This is a genomic window from Mycolicibacterium flavescens (genome assembly GCF_001722335.1).
Classification (GTDB): domain Bacteria; phylum Actinomycetota; class Actinomycetes; order Mycobacteriales; family Mycobacteriaceae; genus Mycobacterium; species Mycobacterium flavescens.
On sequence record NZ_MIHA01000003.1, the window covers coordinates 83,595 to 97,762 of the forward strand.

15 protein-coding genes are annotated in these 14,168 nt (G+C 64.4%); 7 read left to right on the forward strand and 8 right to left on the reverse strand.

Annotated features, from left to right (window positions below; genetic code table 11):
* Positions 1-128 precede the first annotated feature (128 nt).
* The gene (locus BHQ18_RS04825) at positions 129-965 is read left to right on the forward strand and encodes a hypothetical protein (RefSeq protein WP_069412452.1); all 837 of its coding nucleotides are present in this window, start codon (positions 129-131) and stop codon (positions 963-965) included.
* A 104-nt stretch (positions 966-1,069) separates the two neighbouring features.
* Here BHQ18_RS04825 and BHQ18_RS04830 read toward each other — a convergent pair whose 3' ends face one another.
* The 3 genes from BHQ18_RS04830 to BHQ18_RS04840 are packed head-to-tail and all read right to left on the reverse strand — an operon-like array spanning position 1,070 to position 4,568.
* Positions 1,070-2,506, reverse strand: a complete 1,437-nt coding sequence (locus BHQ18_RS04830) for a phosphotransferase (RefSeq protein ID WP_084293881.1) — start codon at positions 2,504-2,506, stop codon at positions 1,070-1,072.
* On the reverse strand, positions 2,506-3,564 hold the full coding sequence (locus tag BHQ18_RS04835; protein ID WP_084293882.1) for a 2Fe-2S iron-sulfur cluster-binding protein: 1,059 nt from the start codon (positions 3,562-3,564) through the stop codon (positions 2,506-2,508). The genes BHQ18_RS04830 and BHQ18_RS04835 overlap by 1 nt, the downstream gene beginning before the upstream one ends.
* Positions 3,561-4,568 (reverse strand): Rieske 2Fe-2S domain-containing protein, encoded by a 1,008-nt coding sequence (locus BHQ18_RS04840; RefSeq protein ID WP_109789193.1) that lies wholly within the window; start codon positions 4,566-4,568, stop codon positions 3,561-3,563. The genes BHQ18_RS04835 and BHQ18_RS04840 overlap by 4 nt, the downstream gene beginning before the upstream one ends.
* A 123-nt stretch (positions 4,569-4,691) precedes the next feature.
* Here BHQ18_RS04840 and BHQ18_RS04845 point away from each other — a divergent pair, with 123 nt between their 5' ends.
* From BHQ18_RS04845 to BHQ18_RS04855, 3 genes are all read left to right on the forward strand, one after another.
* On the forward strand, positions 4,692-5,321 hold the full coding sequence (locus BHQ18_RS04845; protein WP_069412455.1) for a TetR/AcrR family transcriptional regulator: 630 nt from the start codon (positions 4,692-4,694) through the stop codon (positions 5,319-5,321).
* Between the two features lie 313 nt (positions 5,322-5,634).
* A complete protein-coding gene (locus BHQ18_RS04850; RefSeq protein ID WP_069412456.1) occupies positions 5,635-6,057 on the forward strand; it encodes a nuclear transport factor 2 family protein in 423 nt (140 codons plus the stop codon).
* A 15-nt stretch (positions 6,058-6,072) separates the two neighbouring features.
* Positions 6,073-6,576 (forward strand): DinB family protein, encoded by a 504-nt coding sequence (locus tag BHQ18_RS04855; protein WP_069412457.1) that lies wholly within the window; start codon positions 6,073-6,075, stop codon positions 6,574-6,576.
* A 19-nt stretch (positions 6,577-6,595) separates the two neighbouring features.
* Here the strand turns inward: BHQ18_RS04855 and BHQ18_RS30020 are convergent, their stop codons facing one another.
* Both BHQ18_RS30020 and BHQ18_RS04860 read right to left on the reverse strand, forming a co-directional pair.
* Positions 6,596-6,745 (reverse strand): hypothetical protein, encoded by a 150-nt coding sequence (locus BHQ18_RS30020; protein ID WP_165614533.1) that lies wholly within the window; start codon positions 6,743-6,745, stop codon positions 6,596-6,598.
* A gap of 87 nt (positions 6,746-6,832) precedes the next feature.
* On the reverse strand, positions 6,833-7,456 hold the full coding sequence (locus BHQ18_RS04860; protein ID WP_069412458.1) for a TetR/AcrR family transcriptional regulator: 624 nt from the start codon (positions 7,454-7,456) through the stop codon (positions 6,833-6,835).
* 147 nt (positions 7,457-7,603) lie between these two features.
* Here BHQ18_RS04860 and BHQ18_RS04865 point away from each other — a divergent pair, with 147 nt between their 5' ends.
* Entirely contained in the window at positions 7,604-8,833 is a 1,230-nt protein-coding gene (locus BHQ18_RS04865; protein WP_069412459.1) for an amidohydrolase family protein, read from the forward strand.
* A gap of 72 nt (positions 8,834-8,905) precedes the next feature.
* On the opposite strand, the gene BHQ18_RS04870 is transcribed toward BHQ18_RS04865, so the two are convergent.
* From BHQ18_RS04870 to BHQ18_RS04880, 3 genes are all read right to left on the reverse strand, one after another.
* The gene (locus BHQ18_RS04870) at positions 8,906-9,409 is read right to left on the reverse strand and encodes a hypothetical protein (protein WP_069412701.1); all 504 of its coding nucleotides are present in this window, start codon (positions 9,407-9,409) and stop codon (positions 8,906-8,908) included.
* 371 nt (positions 9,410-9,780) lie between these two features.
* The gene (locus BHQ18_RS04875) at positions 9,781-10,083 is read right to left on the reverse strand and encodes a hypothetical protein (protein ID WP_069412460.1); all 303 of its coding nucleotides are present in this window, start codon (positions 10,081-10,083) and stop codon (positions 9,781-9,783) included.
* 11 nt (positions 10,084-10,094) lie between these two features.
* The gene (locus BHQ18_RS04880) at positions 10,095-11,594 is read right to left on the reverse strand and encodes a class I adenylate-forming enzyme family protein (RefSeq protein WP_069412461.1); all 1,500 of its coding nucleotides are present in this window, start codon (positions 11,592-11,594) and stop codon (positions 10,095-10,097) included.
* A gap of 144 nt (positions 11,595-11,738) precedes the next feature.
* On the opposite strand from BHQ18_RS04880, the gene BHQ18_RS04885 reads away from it, so the two are divergent.
* Positions 11,739-12,893 (forward strand): thiolase family protein, encoded by a 1,155-nt coding sequence (locus tag BHQ18_RS04885; protein ID WP_069412462.1) that lies wholly within the window; start codon positions 11,739-11,741, stop codon positions 12,891-12,893.
* Positions 12,894-12,915: 22 nt separating this feature from the next.
* Positions 12,916-14,136, forward strand: a complete 1,221-nt coding sequence (locus BHQ18_RS04890; RefSeq protein WP_069412463.1) for a cytochrome P450 — start codon at positions 12,916-12,918, stop codon at positions 14,134-14,136.
* Positions 14,137-14,168: the final 32 nt, after the last annotated feature.

The following is a 14,168-nucleotide window of genomic DNA, read 5'->3' on the forward strand; positions in this document are numbered from 1 at the left end:
CTTACCTCCGGCTATTGCTCCTGTCCGACAAAATTACCTCTTGTGTTGTAGACCCAACAACTGCGCGATATTTGTCTGATGTGACTAACTCTTGTGGTCCACGACGAGTGCAGCAAAGGAGAGCAGACATGCTGAGCGTCGTCGATCAACTGGCTACGCGGGCGGATCTCATCCCCAAGGATCCGGCACCGGAACTGATCAAATCGATGACGTGGCAGGTCTCCATGCTGGCCGTCACAGTGATCCTGGCAGCGCTGGTCTTCGGCTACGCCCTCAGGACGTGGCGCACCACCGGACGCTCCGAAATGTTCTGGATCACGCTCGGAGCGCTGGCCGCGGTGTTCTACGAGCCTCTCGGTGACTACATGGTCGACATCACCTATCACCGGTCCGGCGCACTGACCTCGCTGACCGGTTTCAGCGGCACCATCCCACTGTGGGTGTTGTTCATGTACCCCGTCTTCTGGGGCCCGGCGATCCTGTACTTGGTCACCCGCCTCGAGACCGGCCTTGCCATGAAACGGTGGATGGGCCTGTTCGCCTTGTCCATCCCCTTCACGTTGTTCTTCGAGGTGCCGATGCTCCAACTCGGCCTCTACCAGTACTACGGATCGCAGCAGCCCATCGCGGTCTGGGGATACCCCCTCTGGATGGCCTTCTCCAACACCGCCGCCATCTTCATGGTGTCCCTGCTGGTCCATGCCGCCAGGAAGACCGCGCTGGTGCGTGGGCGCCCCGCCTACCTCGTGCTCCTCGTGCCGAGCTTCATCATCGGCGTTGGCGTGACCACGATCGTCCCGATCGGCTTGGCCATGAGCTCCACCACCTCGCTGCTCATCATCAACCTGTGCGCCACGGTGTCAGCGGTTCTGTCGGTCGCGTACGCCTGGGTCGGGTTCAAGATGGTCATGCCGTCGACCCCGACGCAGTCCCTGGCTGCCGAGAAGGACGCCGTCGCAGCCTGATCGACGCCGGGGAGGGACGGAGTACAGCGAATATCAGATCACCCGGCCGACCGGCGGAGGCCAATCGAACTACTTCGCTGCACCCGTGACCTCGGGCGGAGTCGTCACACGCGTGCAGGAAACGGCTGACACGTGTGGTGGGCGACCATCGCCGACCCCGGTGGGCCGAGCGTGTTCTTGTGCCGGATCTGGCGGCGATAGAACAACTGACACAGCTGCTCGTCGTGCCGACCGCCGTCTGCCAGCACGAACTGCTCCAGCGCCGCATCACCTTCCTGCCACGTCGCCGGTCGATGGCCGAGCACCGGGACGAGGTCATCGAGATCGGAGTTGGTGAACTCCACGCCGACTTCGTCTTCCCGCTGCACGTGGCGGGCGAGGCGGAACGCGCCGCGTAACCGGTACCGGATGTACTCGTCGTCGGTGTCGATTCCGCGCAGCATCCCGACGAGTTGATCGTGCGCAGTAGCGGCCCGTGTCACCGTCGCCGCGGGGAGCTCCGGCGGTTCGAGCTCGAGGCCGAGGCGCTCCCCCAGCGCCTCGATGGCGTGCAAGTTCGTCTCGCTGCACCAGTGCAGGTTGGTCATGTAGTCCGACTCGGGCAGCGGATCGTTCAGCGAGTTCCGGAAGGCGAGTTCGTTGGTAAGGGTAAAGGCGATGTGGTGCAACTGAATTGCGTCCATGTCGACGGGGAAGCCGCCGGCCCGCTCGTATTCCTGATACAGCTTCTCGAAGTCTCCGAAGTGCAGAACGGTGTCCCGCATCCTCGGCGCGGCCAGGTCCATCATCGGGTCGCCGATGTGACCGGCCTCGACGTCGAGGATCGCCCGCAGCTGTCCGTCCTTCTGGTGCAACTGACCCGAGTCCCACACGATGGCCGACTCACGCCCCTTGGTGTCCACAGGATTTCGCTTCAGCCAACCCAGGACGAACTCCAGCAGCGGGTTGGGCGCATTCTTGCCTGCCCGCCACACGGCCTCGAAGCGGCCGATGCCGTAGCTCCCGATCCCGGCCGGAGTCGCGGCCCGCTGGATACCTGCTTCGAGGAACGGCTTCAGCGGCAGGCGGTGAAGCCTCGCGAGCTGCCCCATGTAGTCGCGCATCAGGAGGTCGCGCTGATCGGTGGTGAGGCCCTCGAGTCCGGGTTGGCCGTCGACGCGGTGCATTACGTAGGCGGGCAGCTCATCGATCCATCCGTACACCGTGGGGACCGGAATGCCCTGCTCGGACATCACCCGCTGCAGTGACATCTCGTGACGCAACGGGAACTGCATGGGTATCCCGGCGCCGCGCTCACCACGAACGACCAACGGCAATTCCTCGCCGTCGCGCTCGGCATCGACCAACCAGGCGTAGCGCCATCGCGCCTGACGCGTGACGGTTAGGACGCGCGCACCCATGTGCTGGGTGATCCAACTCGAGATGGCGGCTTCGTCGCTCGACGTCTGACGACGGGCCTGCGCTGCAGCGGATCCCGCGCTGGCGACGATCCTCGTCGACGGCGTCCTGTGTCGCCGGCGGTTATCGGGGTCGACCGGCATCAGAATTCAATCCTGATGCGCTCAGAGGATGGTCGGGCTTGGCATCCCAGCACAATGCCGTCCGCGATGTCGTCATCGTCGAGCACGCCGTGGGTATCCATCTCGACCTTCCCGTCGATCAGAACGCATTGGCATGTGCCGCAATCACCTTCACGGCAGGAGTAGGGCGCTTCGATCCCCTGGTCGACGAGCAGGTCGATCAAGGTGTCTTTCGGTGTCCATGTCAGCGTGTGGGTCGAACCGTTCAGCTCGACGACCACCTCGGCGGTCAGCTGGTCATCGGCAGAATCGCCGATTTGATCGACACTCAGCGGCCTGTCGACGAACGGATCCCCGGACAGTGAAACAAAGTTCTCAATGTGGATCCGGGTGCGCGGTGTTCCCAGACTTTCGATCGCACTGCGCGCGCTCTTCATGAATGGTGCTGGGCCGCAGATGAAAACGTCATGGTCCACGAATGGTGCGAGGAGCGGTGTCAGGGTCGCGTCATTGGGCAGGCCCTGCACACTCTCCAGCCAATGGATGACTGTCAGCCGATCAGAATGCTCCGCAACGAGTTCGCGCAGCGCCGCGGCGAAGATGATGGCATCAGGGTCCCTGTTGGCGTAGATGAGCACCACTCGCCCGCGCCCCTGGGCCAACACGGACTTGGTGATGGACATCATGGGGGTGATGCCGCTGCCGCCGGCAAGCAGCAGTAGATCCTTGTCCAAGTCGTCGGGACTGAAAATGCCGGCCGGAGGCAAGCATTCGAACTCATCACCTGGACGGGCGTTGTCGCACAACCAATTCGAGGCATACCCCGCAGCGGTACGCTTCACCGTCACAGCCAGCCGCTTGTCGGTGTCCGGCGAGCTGCACAAAGAATAGCAACGGGCGACGAACCCCGTCCGCTCGCTCGGCACTCGCAACGTCAGGAACTGGCCAGGCCGGTAACCGACATCGCAACCATTGGGTGGGTCGAACACGATGGTGACAGCGTCGGCGGTCTCGGCGACGACGTCGGCCACTGTGAGTGTCCAATTCGGCACTGGCACTGGGTGTTTGAGCTTAGTCAGTGGGCGCCGGATGGCGCGAGTTTCGCCTCAGCAGGCTCCGCGTCGGGATAAAAGCCACGCGCCCAACGGCGCAATTGCCGGAACCCTGCGGCTTCGGAGGCGGTCAGGCCCGGCGGATCCATGTAGACCTGACTGTCCCAAATCGCGATGTCGTCCGGCAACGCGGCTTGCGCAACCGTCAGGCGCTCGTCGTAATTGCCGTTGGCCTCGTCAATCCAGTACGTGGAGAATATGTCTGATGTGTCGTCGTCGACGGGAGTGGCGCAGATGGCGATGACGCGAAAGCCCTCGCGGGTGTGCTCGCCGTTGAACGATATACCGAGGCCCGACCAGTAGATCTCCAAGGTGTTGGTCGTCCCGCCCGGCCGGTCGACGCCCTCACTCCACCGTCGGCCGAAACCCACCTTCGCCGACCACGTCACGTCGTCGGTATCCTCCCGTAGCACGACCGGACTGATCGGGGTCTTGTGCACGAACCGGAAGTGATGCGGATCGACGGCGTTCTCGGCGATGACTTGCGGATGCACGTGGATTCCGGCGAATTTGAGCCGGGCTTCCGGGCCGACTGGGAAGTAGTCCCGATCGTGAATGTGTTCCCCGAGCACCCGCAGTCCGTCGGGCACCTCCCACATCGGAGCGCGCCCGGCGGCGTCGTGCCAGATGTAGATGGACTCGTTGAGTTCGGTGACCGGCCAGGACCGAACCTTGCGACCTCGATTGGGCCGGTTCTCGTAGGGGATCCGCACGTTGCGGCCCTCCCCGTTCCACACCCAGCCATGGAACGGACACTGGATACCGTCCTCGACGACGCAGCCACCCTTGGACAGGTTGGCGCCGAGATGCTGGCAGTGGGCATTGAGTACGTGCACCGCCCCCTGCAGGTCTCGAAAGGCGACGAGTTCGACGCCGAAGTAGCGCAACGGGATGACGTCGCCCTCGGCCAGGTCGGCACTCCACGCGACCTGGAACCACCCGGTCGGCTGCATGCTGGGTAGACCATTCACGATTGCTCCTTCATCGATTGGGATACGCCATCGGCACTATTTCTCGACCCTAGCGGGAATGGCGTTCCCAAACAATGATGATGCTACTTTGGGAAATGTATTCCCAGGGAATGGAGCCGCCCCATGAGCGACGACGGTCACCAATCGGAACGGGATGCGATCCTGCGGGCGGCATACCGGTTGATCAGTCATGGCTCGAGCACCGGAACGACGTCGATCGAGAACATCCTTCGAGCCGCCGGGGTCAACCGGCGGATCTTCTACCGGCACTTCGCCTCCAAGGACGACCTGATCATCGCGATGCAGGAGTGGGCCGGCGAGCTGATCTTGGCTGACCTGCGCAAAGCGGTCGCTGCCGCCGACACGCCAGCAGCGGCAATCACCGCCTGGATCGAGGACTATCTGAGCATCGGCTGGCAGGAGGCACGATTCCGCGATGCCTTGGCGTTCATGTCCACGGAGGTCACGGGAGCGCCGGGTATCGCAGCGGCATTGGAGGCGACGTACGCGCGGCACCGCGAGCCGCTGGCCGCGGCGTTGGCCGCCGGCCTGGCCGACGGCAGCCTGCCCAACGCGCGCCCCGAACTCGATTCCTTCGCCATCCACGCGGTCGCCGTCCGTCACCTCGAAGCCCGCATCCGCGGGCGGCTCGACACCGATTTCGACGAGGTGCGCAACCAGGTCGTCGCGCTGATCCTGACGGGGCTGTCCGCCCCCGCGGTGCAGCCCCCACCGATTGGTGTGGGGCACTAGCGGGAATGGTGTTCCCAGACAATGCCCCGATTATTGGGAAAGCCATTCTCGAGACAGGCCGGAAGCCCGGTCGACGGCCGATGCACAGCGATCGTCGATGCCGCCCACTCGACGAGAAGATGCCGATGTACGGTTTCGAGGGCCCGGCCGAGACGTTCAAGAGCGCGGTTTCCCACTCAACCGCTCGTGCGATTGCCGAATGGACACCGTCACCGTGCAACTCAGGTCCTGCCGCAACTACTCAATCCATCGCACCAAACGCCTTGAGCCACATGTGCTTGACACCCAACCTCCCAGAAAGGCATGACTTTCAATGACGATCACAGGAGCCGATCTCGAGCACTTCATCCGGCGCTGGTATGAATTGTGGAACGACCAGGACAAGCAGGGCTGGCTGCAGCACTGGAAGGACGCCGCGCCAGGCGAACCGACGCTCGAGGACCCGGTCGGAACACCGGTCAAACGGGGCTGGGAACTGGCCGCCGAATTGTGGGATCGCACCGGGCCGAATCACCCGGCCGTTCGCATCGAGCAGATCATCCTCGGCGGATCCGAGGCCGTCGTCGTGTGCCACAACGAAGGCACCTACCGGGGCGAGGCACTCGTCATCCCCAGCGTCGATGTGTGGCGAGTCAACGCCGACGGCACCAGCTCCGTGCGCAGCTTCTGGGAGATCCCCGACCACATCCCCTACGGAAAGTGGACCGCGAAAACCGGCAGCGCACTGGCCAGCTGATCCAAGGATCCGGTTATGGAGCAGATCTGTCGCGAGTGCGGTTTCGATCAGTCCGAGACGCTACCGTCGGACGTCGCCACGGAGTTGTCACCGATGTCCCAGGCGATCGGCGCCAGCGTCCTTGCCATCTCTGGTGATGAGCTTCGGCGCAGACCGGCAGCCACGGTATGGTCCCCGCTGGAGTACCTGGGGCACCTACGGGAGTCGATGGCGTTCCACCGCTGGCTCATCGAGTGTGCGCTGTCCGAAAACAATCCGCTGATACCAGCGGTGGACCCGGACGAGTCAGTCGCCCAGTCCGCCTACAACGACGCCGATCCGCATGAACTGCTCGCGCAGTTCGAGCGACGGATCCAACGGCTCGCCGATGCGCTAATTGCGTTGGACGACGATTCCGCCGACCACCCGGTGACGCTCGACGGTCGGGAGATCTCAGTTGCGCTCGTCGCGCGCAGCGCCTGGCATGAATGCCATCATCACCTCGGTGACATTCGACGCCTGGGAGGTCTTGACCCGTAGAGCTTCTGGGGTTTGCCCGTCAGCGAGGGCCCGGTGTGGCGTCGCCGAGTTGGTCCGACTCGGCAGATTCGGGGTCGCTGGCGGCGGCCGCGCCTCGTTTGTCGGCGGGGTCGATATCCTTGAGCGACTTCTCGTCGGCGATCGGCTGGCTCGTATCGAAGCCTGACATGTGGTGCTCCTTCGGTGTCCGAATGAGCCGGCGCGAGGCTGGACCGGCGTCGTCTACGGTTCCACGGTTACCCACACCGGTCGGTGGTTAGACGGCTGATCCCGACGCGCCGAGAACCGCCATCGCCGTAATCATTTCGGCGACCACCGCGATCATTTCGTCGCGGTCGACGGCAACGGTCTGCCGATTCACCGTGTGCCAGGCCCGGTCGAGCAAGCCCATCACCGCAACGCCGATGACGTCCGGTGAGTGGGCGCCGGCCCTGGAGATAGCCTGTCCCAACTTCCACGACGCGCGAGTCACCATGCGATTGCGCGAGTTTCGAAACGCATCGTCGTCAGGGGCGGAGTGCGCCGACGCCAGCACGAACGCACCGTGATGATCCATGTAGTCGAAGTAGTGGCCCACCCACACCCGAATGTCGGCGGGACTCAACGGCGCCTCCGCCTCCGCCCATTCGGCGATGACAGCCAGGACGTCGTGATACGCCGTCTGGCCGAGGACGTTGAAGATCTCGCGCTTGTCCTTGAAGTACGTGTAGAAGCCCGCGCGCGAGATACCGCAAGCCTCGGTGATTGCGTTGATGGGCGTGCCGGCATATCCGCGCTCGAGAAAAAGTCGACGGCTTGCCTTCAGGATTGCCGCGCGGGTCCGCTCACCGCGGGTGGCGTCCTGTGGCGACGCGTCAGGAGCACTTGAGGCGACCGTCATGTGGCGACGCTATATGACAACATCGTCAAGCGCAATAACTGCACTTGAAGACAGCTATCGAACTTCTTCACGGCAATACTTGACACAACCGTCAAGTTGCGCCAGGCTCATACGCAAGCCCGATGTAGAGCAGCGAGAGGCACAACGATGACCCAGTTCACCGACGCACCGATCTTCGACGCCGATCAGCACATGTACGAGACCCCGGATGCACTGCTGAAGTTCCTGCCGGAGAAGTACAAGAAATCCGTGCAGTTCGTCCAGATAGGCCGGCATACCCGGATCGCGATCTTGAACAAGATCACCGATTACATGCCGAACCCGACCTTCGAGCGGGTCGCTGCGCCCGGTGCGCACGAAAAGTTCTACTCCGGCCAGAACCCTGAGGGATTGACGATGCGCGAGATGTCCGGCCGGGGCATCGACTGCCCGCCAGGGGCGCGCAACCCCGAGGACCGCATCGCCGAACTCAATGGCCAAGGCGTCGAAGCGTGTATCAACTACCCCACCCTGGCCAACCTGGTCGAACACTCCTCGGCCGAGGACCCTGAACTGACCGCGGCGATCATCCATTCACTGAATCAGTGGATGCACGAGCACTGGGGGTTCAACCACGAGAACCGGATCTACTCGACACCGGTGATCAACCTGGGCATCGTCGAGGAGGGCCGCCGCGAACTCGAATACATTCTCGAGAACGGCGCCAAGGTCGCGTTGATCAAGCCCGCACCGGTCAAGGGGTACAAGGGTTGGCGCTCCCCCGCGCTGCCGGAGTTCGACCCGTTCTGGCGCGACGTCGAGGCGGCCGGGCTGCCGATCGTGCTGCATGCCAGCCAACCCCCGCTGCAGGAGTACATCGAGAAGTGGGAACCCGCCGACACCAGCAGCGCCTTCGAGATGTCGGCGTTCAAGTGGACCGCGCTGGGCCATCGCGAGATCGCCGACATGCTGACCAGCCTGATCTGCCACGGCACGCTCACCCGGTTCCCGAAGCTGCGCATCGCCAGCGTGGAGAACGGAAGTGCTTGGATCAAGCCGCTGTTCGATGATCTGGAGATGACCTACAAGAAGATGCCGCAGAACTTCGAAGAGCATCCGCACGTGGTGTTCCGCCGTAACTGCTGGGTCAGCCCGTTCTGGGAGGGCTCGGTCGCCGACGTCGTCGAGACCGTCGGATGGGACAAGGTCATGTTCGGCTCGGACTGGCCCCACCCCGAAGGCCTCGCCACCCCCAAGGGCTACTTCAAGTACGCCGAAGGCATGGACGTTCGCCGCACTTACGACTTCATGGGTGACAACGCCCGCCGCTTCATGGGACTCCCGCTGGCCAACCCCGATCCGGAGGCGGTCAAGCCCCCCGCGCTGGCGAACGCATGAATCAGTGATCAACTTCTGCCGCGGAATAGCTTGTAGCCCAATACAAGCTATTCCGCGGTTGGTTTGACGACCTCAGTCCGACGTACTCCACTGGGTGACCGACGAAGTGAATCCGTTGCCGAGTTTGGCAAGAATCCACGGCGGCAGACGTTTGGGCATCGGTAGCGGGACCGGTCGGGCCCCACGCTCCTGGAGGAGCGCTTCGTAGGCGGATGTGTCACCGCCGAACGGCTGGCCCTCGCCGGCGATGAACCCGTACAGCTCGCAGCCCTGCGGGCCGGCCTCCCACGGGCCGAAAACGTCACCCCACTCCAGCATGATGTGCGTGCCGGCGCGGGCGACGATGTCGCCACAACGAATCTCACCGGCCAGGATGAAGTTGCTGTGATCGCCGGTGTGGCCGTGCTGCGAGGAGATTGCACCCGGATCCCACTTGTTCCAGAACGCGAAGTAGCGCGGTGTCAGCTCGATCCACTTCTCCCAGATCGACGCCGTGTGACCATCCGCGAACTCGTAGCGCAGCATCTCCTCAGCCGGTACGTCGTCGAGGTGCTTGATCGACGGTCCACCTCTCACGAACACTTCCTTTCTTTGCGCGGACTACAGATGAGCTTCACCGAGATGTTGAGTTGATCGACATGCCCACGTCCGGGATAACCTCGCCAATTATAAGGTGCCGCGCACGATCACAGTGCTCGACGCACTCCCCCGCAGTAGCACCGGCAAGATCGTCCGTCGCGAGCTCCAATCGCTCGTCGAGCGGTCCGGCGACACCCCCTAGGTCGGTAGGTCACCTATTCCTCGGCCAACCAGAACCGCCGTTGCCCTCCAGATCTCCGAGGTGGGCGGCGGCGGGACAGGACAACCCTCGGTGTCCTCGATGTCGAAGAACCGGGATTCCGCGCAATTCCCAGTGCCGGCAGCAGTTGGTCAGCCTGCGGGCCGCCTCAGTCGCTGGCCGGTAGCGGCTTGGCCTCCTTGAGTGCCAGCGCGGTGGCACCGACACTCAGAGTCCCCGCCCCCGCCTTCGTGACGAGGACTTCGGCATCGGTCGCGTCGACGTAGCGCTTACCCATCGCATTGCCGTCGGCGAACGCCGGATCCAGCTGCGCGTCCGCGGGCCGATCGGCGTCCAGCGGCAGCATCGGCAAGCCACCGCAGCGCAGGTCGTCGAGGCTCTCGGCCGCCTTGACGACGATCACCTGCGTGTCGCACACCTGACTCTGCAGGCGGGTTCCATTCTTGATCATGTTACGTTCCTTTACCTTTCAACGTTCGCGTCGCGAAGATCCGCAACGATCTCGCGACGAAGCAGCTTGCCGGTGGCGTTGGTCGGCAACTCGTCACGGAAGACGACCCGGTCGGGAGTGCGCGAACCCCGCAGGAACTTCCGTACGTGCTCGCGCAGTTCGTCGGGATCGGGGTCGACGCCCGTGGCAGGCACCACGACGGCGACGATAGCCTGCCCCCAATTCGGATCTTCTACCCCGACGACGGCCACTGCGTGCACGTCGGGGTGCTCGATGAGCACGTCCTCCAGCTCGGCAGGCGCGATGTTCTCGCCGCCGCGAATGATCGTGTCGTCGGAGCGCCCGCTGATGAACAGATACCCGGCTTCGTCGAGCGTGGCGATGTCCCTCGTCGGGAACCAGCCCTCGTCGTCCAAGACGGACCCGATCCCGGTGTACTTTCCAGAGACCTGCTCACCGCGCACGAACAGTTCGCCCGACTCCCCCGCTCCGAGCACCTTGCCGTGCTCGTCACGGATCTGCACCTCGATGCCGGGCACCGGCTGGCCCACCGAACCGAGCCGCTTCGCGATCGTCTCGTCGGGGTTGCCGTGCGCGTCGCGATGGTCGTCAGGCGTCAACACCGCAATGGTCGAACTGGTCTCGGTCAGGCCATAGGCGTTGACGAAACTGACGTTCGGCAACAGGTCGAGCGCCTTGCGCACCAACGGGAGTCCGACCTTCGAGCCGCCGTAGGCCAGGTTGCGCAACGTCGGCAGGTCGGTCGGCTCCTGCTCCAGCGCGGTCACGATGCGGTCCAGCATGGTCGGCACCACGGTGGCGGTGGTCACCCGCTCGTCGGCGACGAGGCGCACCCATTCGCGGGCGTCGAAGTTCGGCAGGTACACCATCTTGCGGCCGGCGTACAGATTCGACATCGCCGCGTTGACGCCGGCGATGTGGTACGGCGGCACGCAGATCAGCGCCGCGTCGTCGGGATCGGCCGAACCGAACTCGACGGTGCCGGTGATATAGCTGGTGAGGTTGGTGTGCGACAGCTCGACCGCCTTCGGCTTCGACGTCGTGCCCGAGGTGAACAGCACGATCGCCACGGCGTCGGGGTCGGCGAACTCCGCTGCCGGTTCCGCGGTGCGCGCCGCCTCGAGGAACTCCTCGGACTCGATCACGCGGTCAGCGGCATCGCCGACGGCGTCGCGATAGCGCTTGTCGACGATCACTAGCGGATCGGGTAGTCGTTCGATCAACTCCTGGACACCGTCGGTGCTCAACCGGTAATTGAGCGGGGTGTACGCGCGTGCGGCGCGCGCCGAAGCGAAGATCAGCAGCGGCTGCATCGCGCCGCCCAGGCCGACGTACACCACGTGCGCGGCGCCCGACGCCGCGATCACCCCCGCACCGCCATCGGCCAGCGCGCTGAGTTCTCCGATCGTCAGTCGGGTGTCCCCGTCCACCAACGCAGCCCGACCGGGGTCGCCCGAGACCGCCATCTCCAACAACAACGAAATGCTCAACGCCCTGCCTTCACTACTCCGAGTACGGCGATCCTAGACCCCGGTCACAGAATCAGCTATATAGTTATAGGCTTACAGGCATCCAAGTCAACGCGCACTCCTGCCGACGGTGGGAACGACATGACGCCTGCCGAAAGGAACGCAATGACCAGCACGCCCGAGATCGCCATCATCGGCGTCGGACTCCACCCCTTCGGACGGTACGAGGATCGGTCGGCGCTGGAAATGGGTGCCGTGGCGATCAGCCGGGCGTTGCGCGACGCCGGCGTCCCGTGGTCGGACGTAGGCAGCCTGTATGCGGGCAGCCTCGAGGTGGCGAACCCGGAGGCCGTGACCGGGCTGGCGGGGATGACCGGAATCCCGGCACGGGCGACGCTGAGCGGCTGCGCTACCGGCAACTCGCTGCTGACCCTGGCCGCCCGTGACGTTCAGCTCGGCGAGGCCGACATCGCCGTCGGCGTCGGGCTCGACAAGCACCCGCGCGGCGCGTTCGGAGCCGACCCGTCGGTCTCGGGATTGCCGCAGTGGTACGGCGATCAGGGCATGTTCCTCACGACGCACTACTTCGGCACCAAGATCATGCGGTACATGCACGACCACGGCATCAGCGAGGAGACACTGGCCCGCGTCGCGGCCAAGAACATGGAGAACGGCGAACTCGCGCCGCATGCCTGGCGCCGCAAGCCCATGAGTATCGACGCGATTCTGAGCTCTCCCGTTGTGAACGCGCCGCTGCGTCAGTACATGTACTGCAATCCCAACGAAGGGGCCGCCGCCGTGGTGGTGTGCCGTGCCGACAAGGCCAAGCAGTACACCGATACCCCGATCTACCTGCGCTCGACCGCGCTTCGGAGTCGACGCGAGGGCGCCTACGAACTGCTGCGGACGTCGATCGAACTGCCGATCAGGCCCGGCACCACGGCCGAGGCCGCGCAGGCCGCCTACGAATTGGCCGGCATCGGCCCCGACGACGTCGACGTCGCACAGTTGCAGGACACCGACTCCGGGTCGGAGGTCATCCACATGGCCGAGACCGGGCTCTGCAAGGACGGTGAGCAGGAGGCACTGCTCGCCGACGGGGCCACCAAGATCGGCGGGCGGCTGCCGATCAACACCGATGGTGGACTCATCGCCAATGGTGAACCGGTTGGGGCCTCGGGACTGCGCCAGGTCTACGAGCTCGTGCAGCAGCTGCGCGGTACCGCCGGTGACCGCCAGGTACCCAATGATCCGCGGGTCGGGCTCGCTCAGCTGTACGGGGCGCCCGGAACCGCCGCCGTCGCCATCCTCTCCAAGTAATCGACGAAGGGGTTCACAGCAGATGACCGACACTCAGGCCGACTCGCGTCCCCGCGCCGAGGTGGATCTCGACCACCACTCGGCTGAGTTTCGCGAGGATCCGCACGGCACCTTCCGCAAAATGCGCGAATCAGGTTGCCCTGTAGCTCATTCCGACCACTACGAGGGCTTCTGGGCGCTGGTCGACTACGCGTCGGTGTTCGAAGCCGCCCGCGACGACGCCCTCTTCAACTCCTTCCCGTCAGTCGGCGTGCCGGCCAGCGAGATGCCTCTACCGATCCTGCCGATCGAGTCAGACCCGCCTGAGACCCAGGAGCTGCGCGAGGTCACTCTGCGGCGGTTCTCGCCGGGTTCGGCGGAGCGGTTTCGCGAGAGCGCCATCGAGATGACCAACGAGGCCATCGACGCGTTCATCGAGCGCGGCGAATGCGACCTCGTCGGCGAGCTCACCACACCACTACCGGCGCGACTCATCCTGCGGCTGCTGAAGTTCGACGAGTCGCGGCACATGGATTGGGTGCGCTGGGTGCACAGCACCGTGCACGACCGCGCCCACGACCCGGAGAAGGCCGGGATCGCCGGCATGGAGATGTTCGGTGAAATCGTCAAGCACATGGAGGAGCGCCGGGCGGAGGGGCTGGGCGACGACCTGTTCAGCGACATCCTGCGTGGCACGCTGAACGGCAAGCCGCTCGACGACGGGCAGATCACCATGTACACGGTGCTGATGATGCTCGGGGGCATGGACACCACCAGCGGGTTCACCGGCAACGTGCTTGCCCGCCTGTGCCGCGACACCGACCTGCGGCAGCAGTTCATCGATGATCCGGGCCTGATCAAGAAGGGCACCGACGAGCTGCTGCGGCTGTATACGCCGACCCTCGGCCTCGCGCGCACGGTGTCTCGCGACGCCGAGTTCCACGGCCAGCCACTTTGTCAGGGCGACCGCGCGATCCTGATGTGGGCCGCGGCCAACCGAGACCCGGCCGTGTTCGAGGATCCCGACAAACTGGACCTGTCGCGCCCGAATGCCAAGAAGCAGATGGCATTCGGGGTCGGCATGCACCGCTGCCTCGGGTCCCATTACGCCAAGATGATGTTCGAGGTGATGATGACCCAGATCCTGAAGCGACTGCCCGACTTCGAGCTAGCGGCGGAACCCGAACTCTTCGAAGACGCAGGTGAGGTGTACGCCGTGCGTAAGCTGCGGGTCAGGTTCACGCCGGGCAAGCGGTTGGGCTGACAACAGCGTGTCCGCGTGTTCGGCTTGACTAT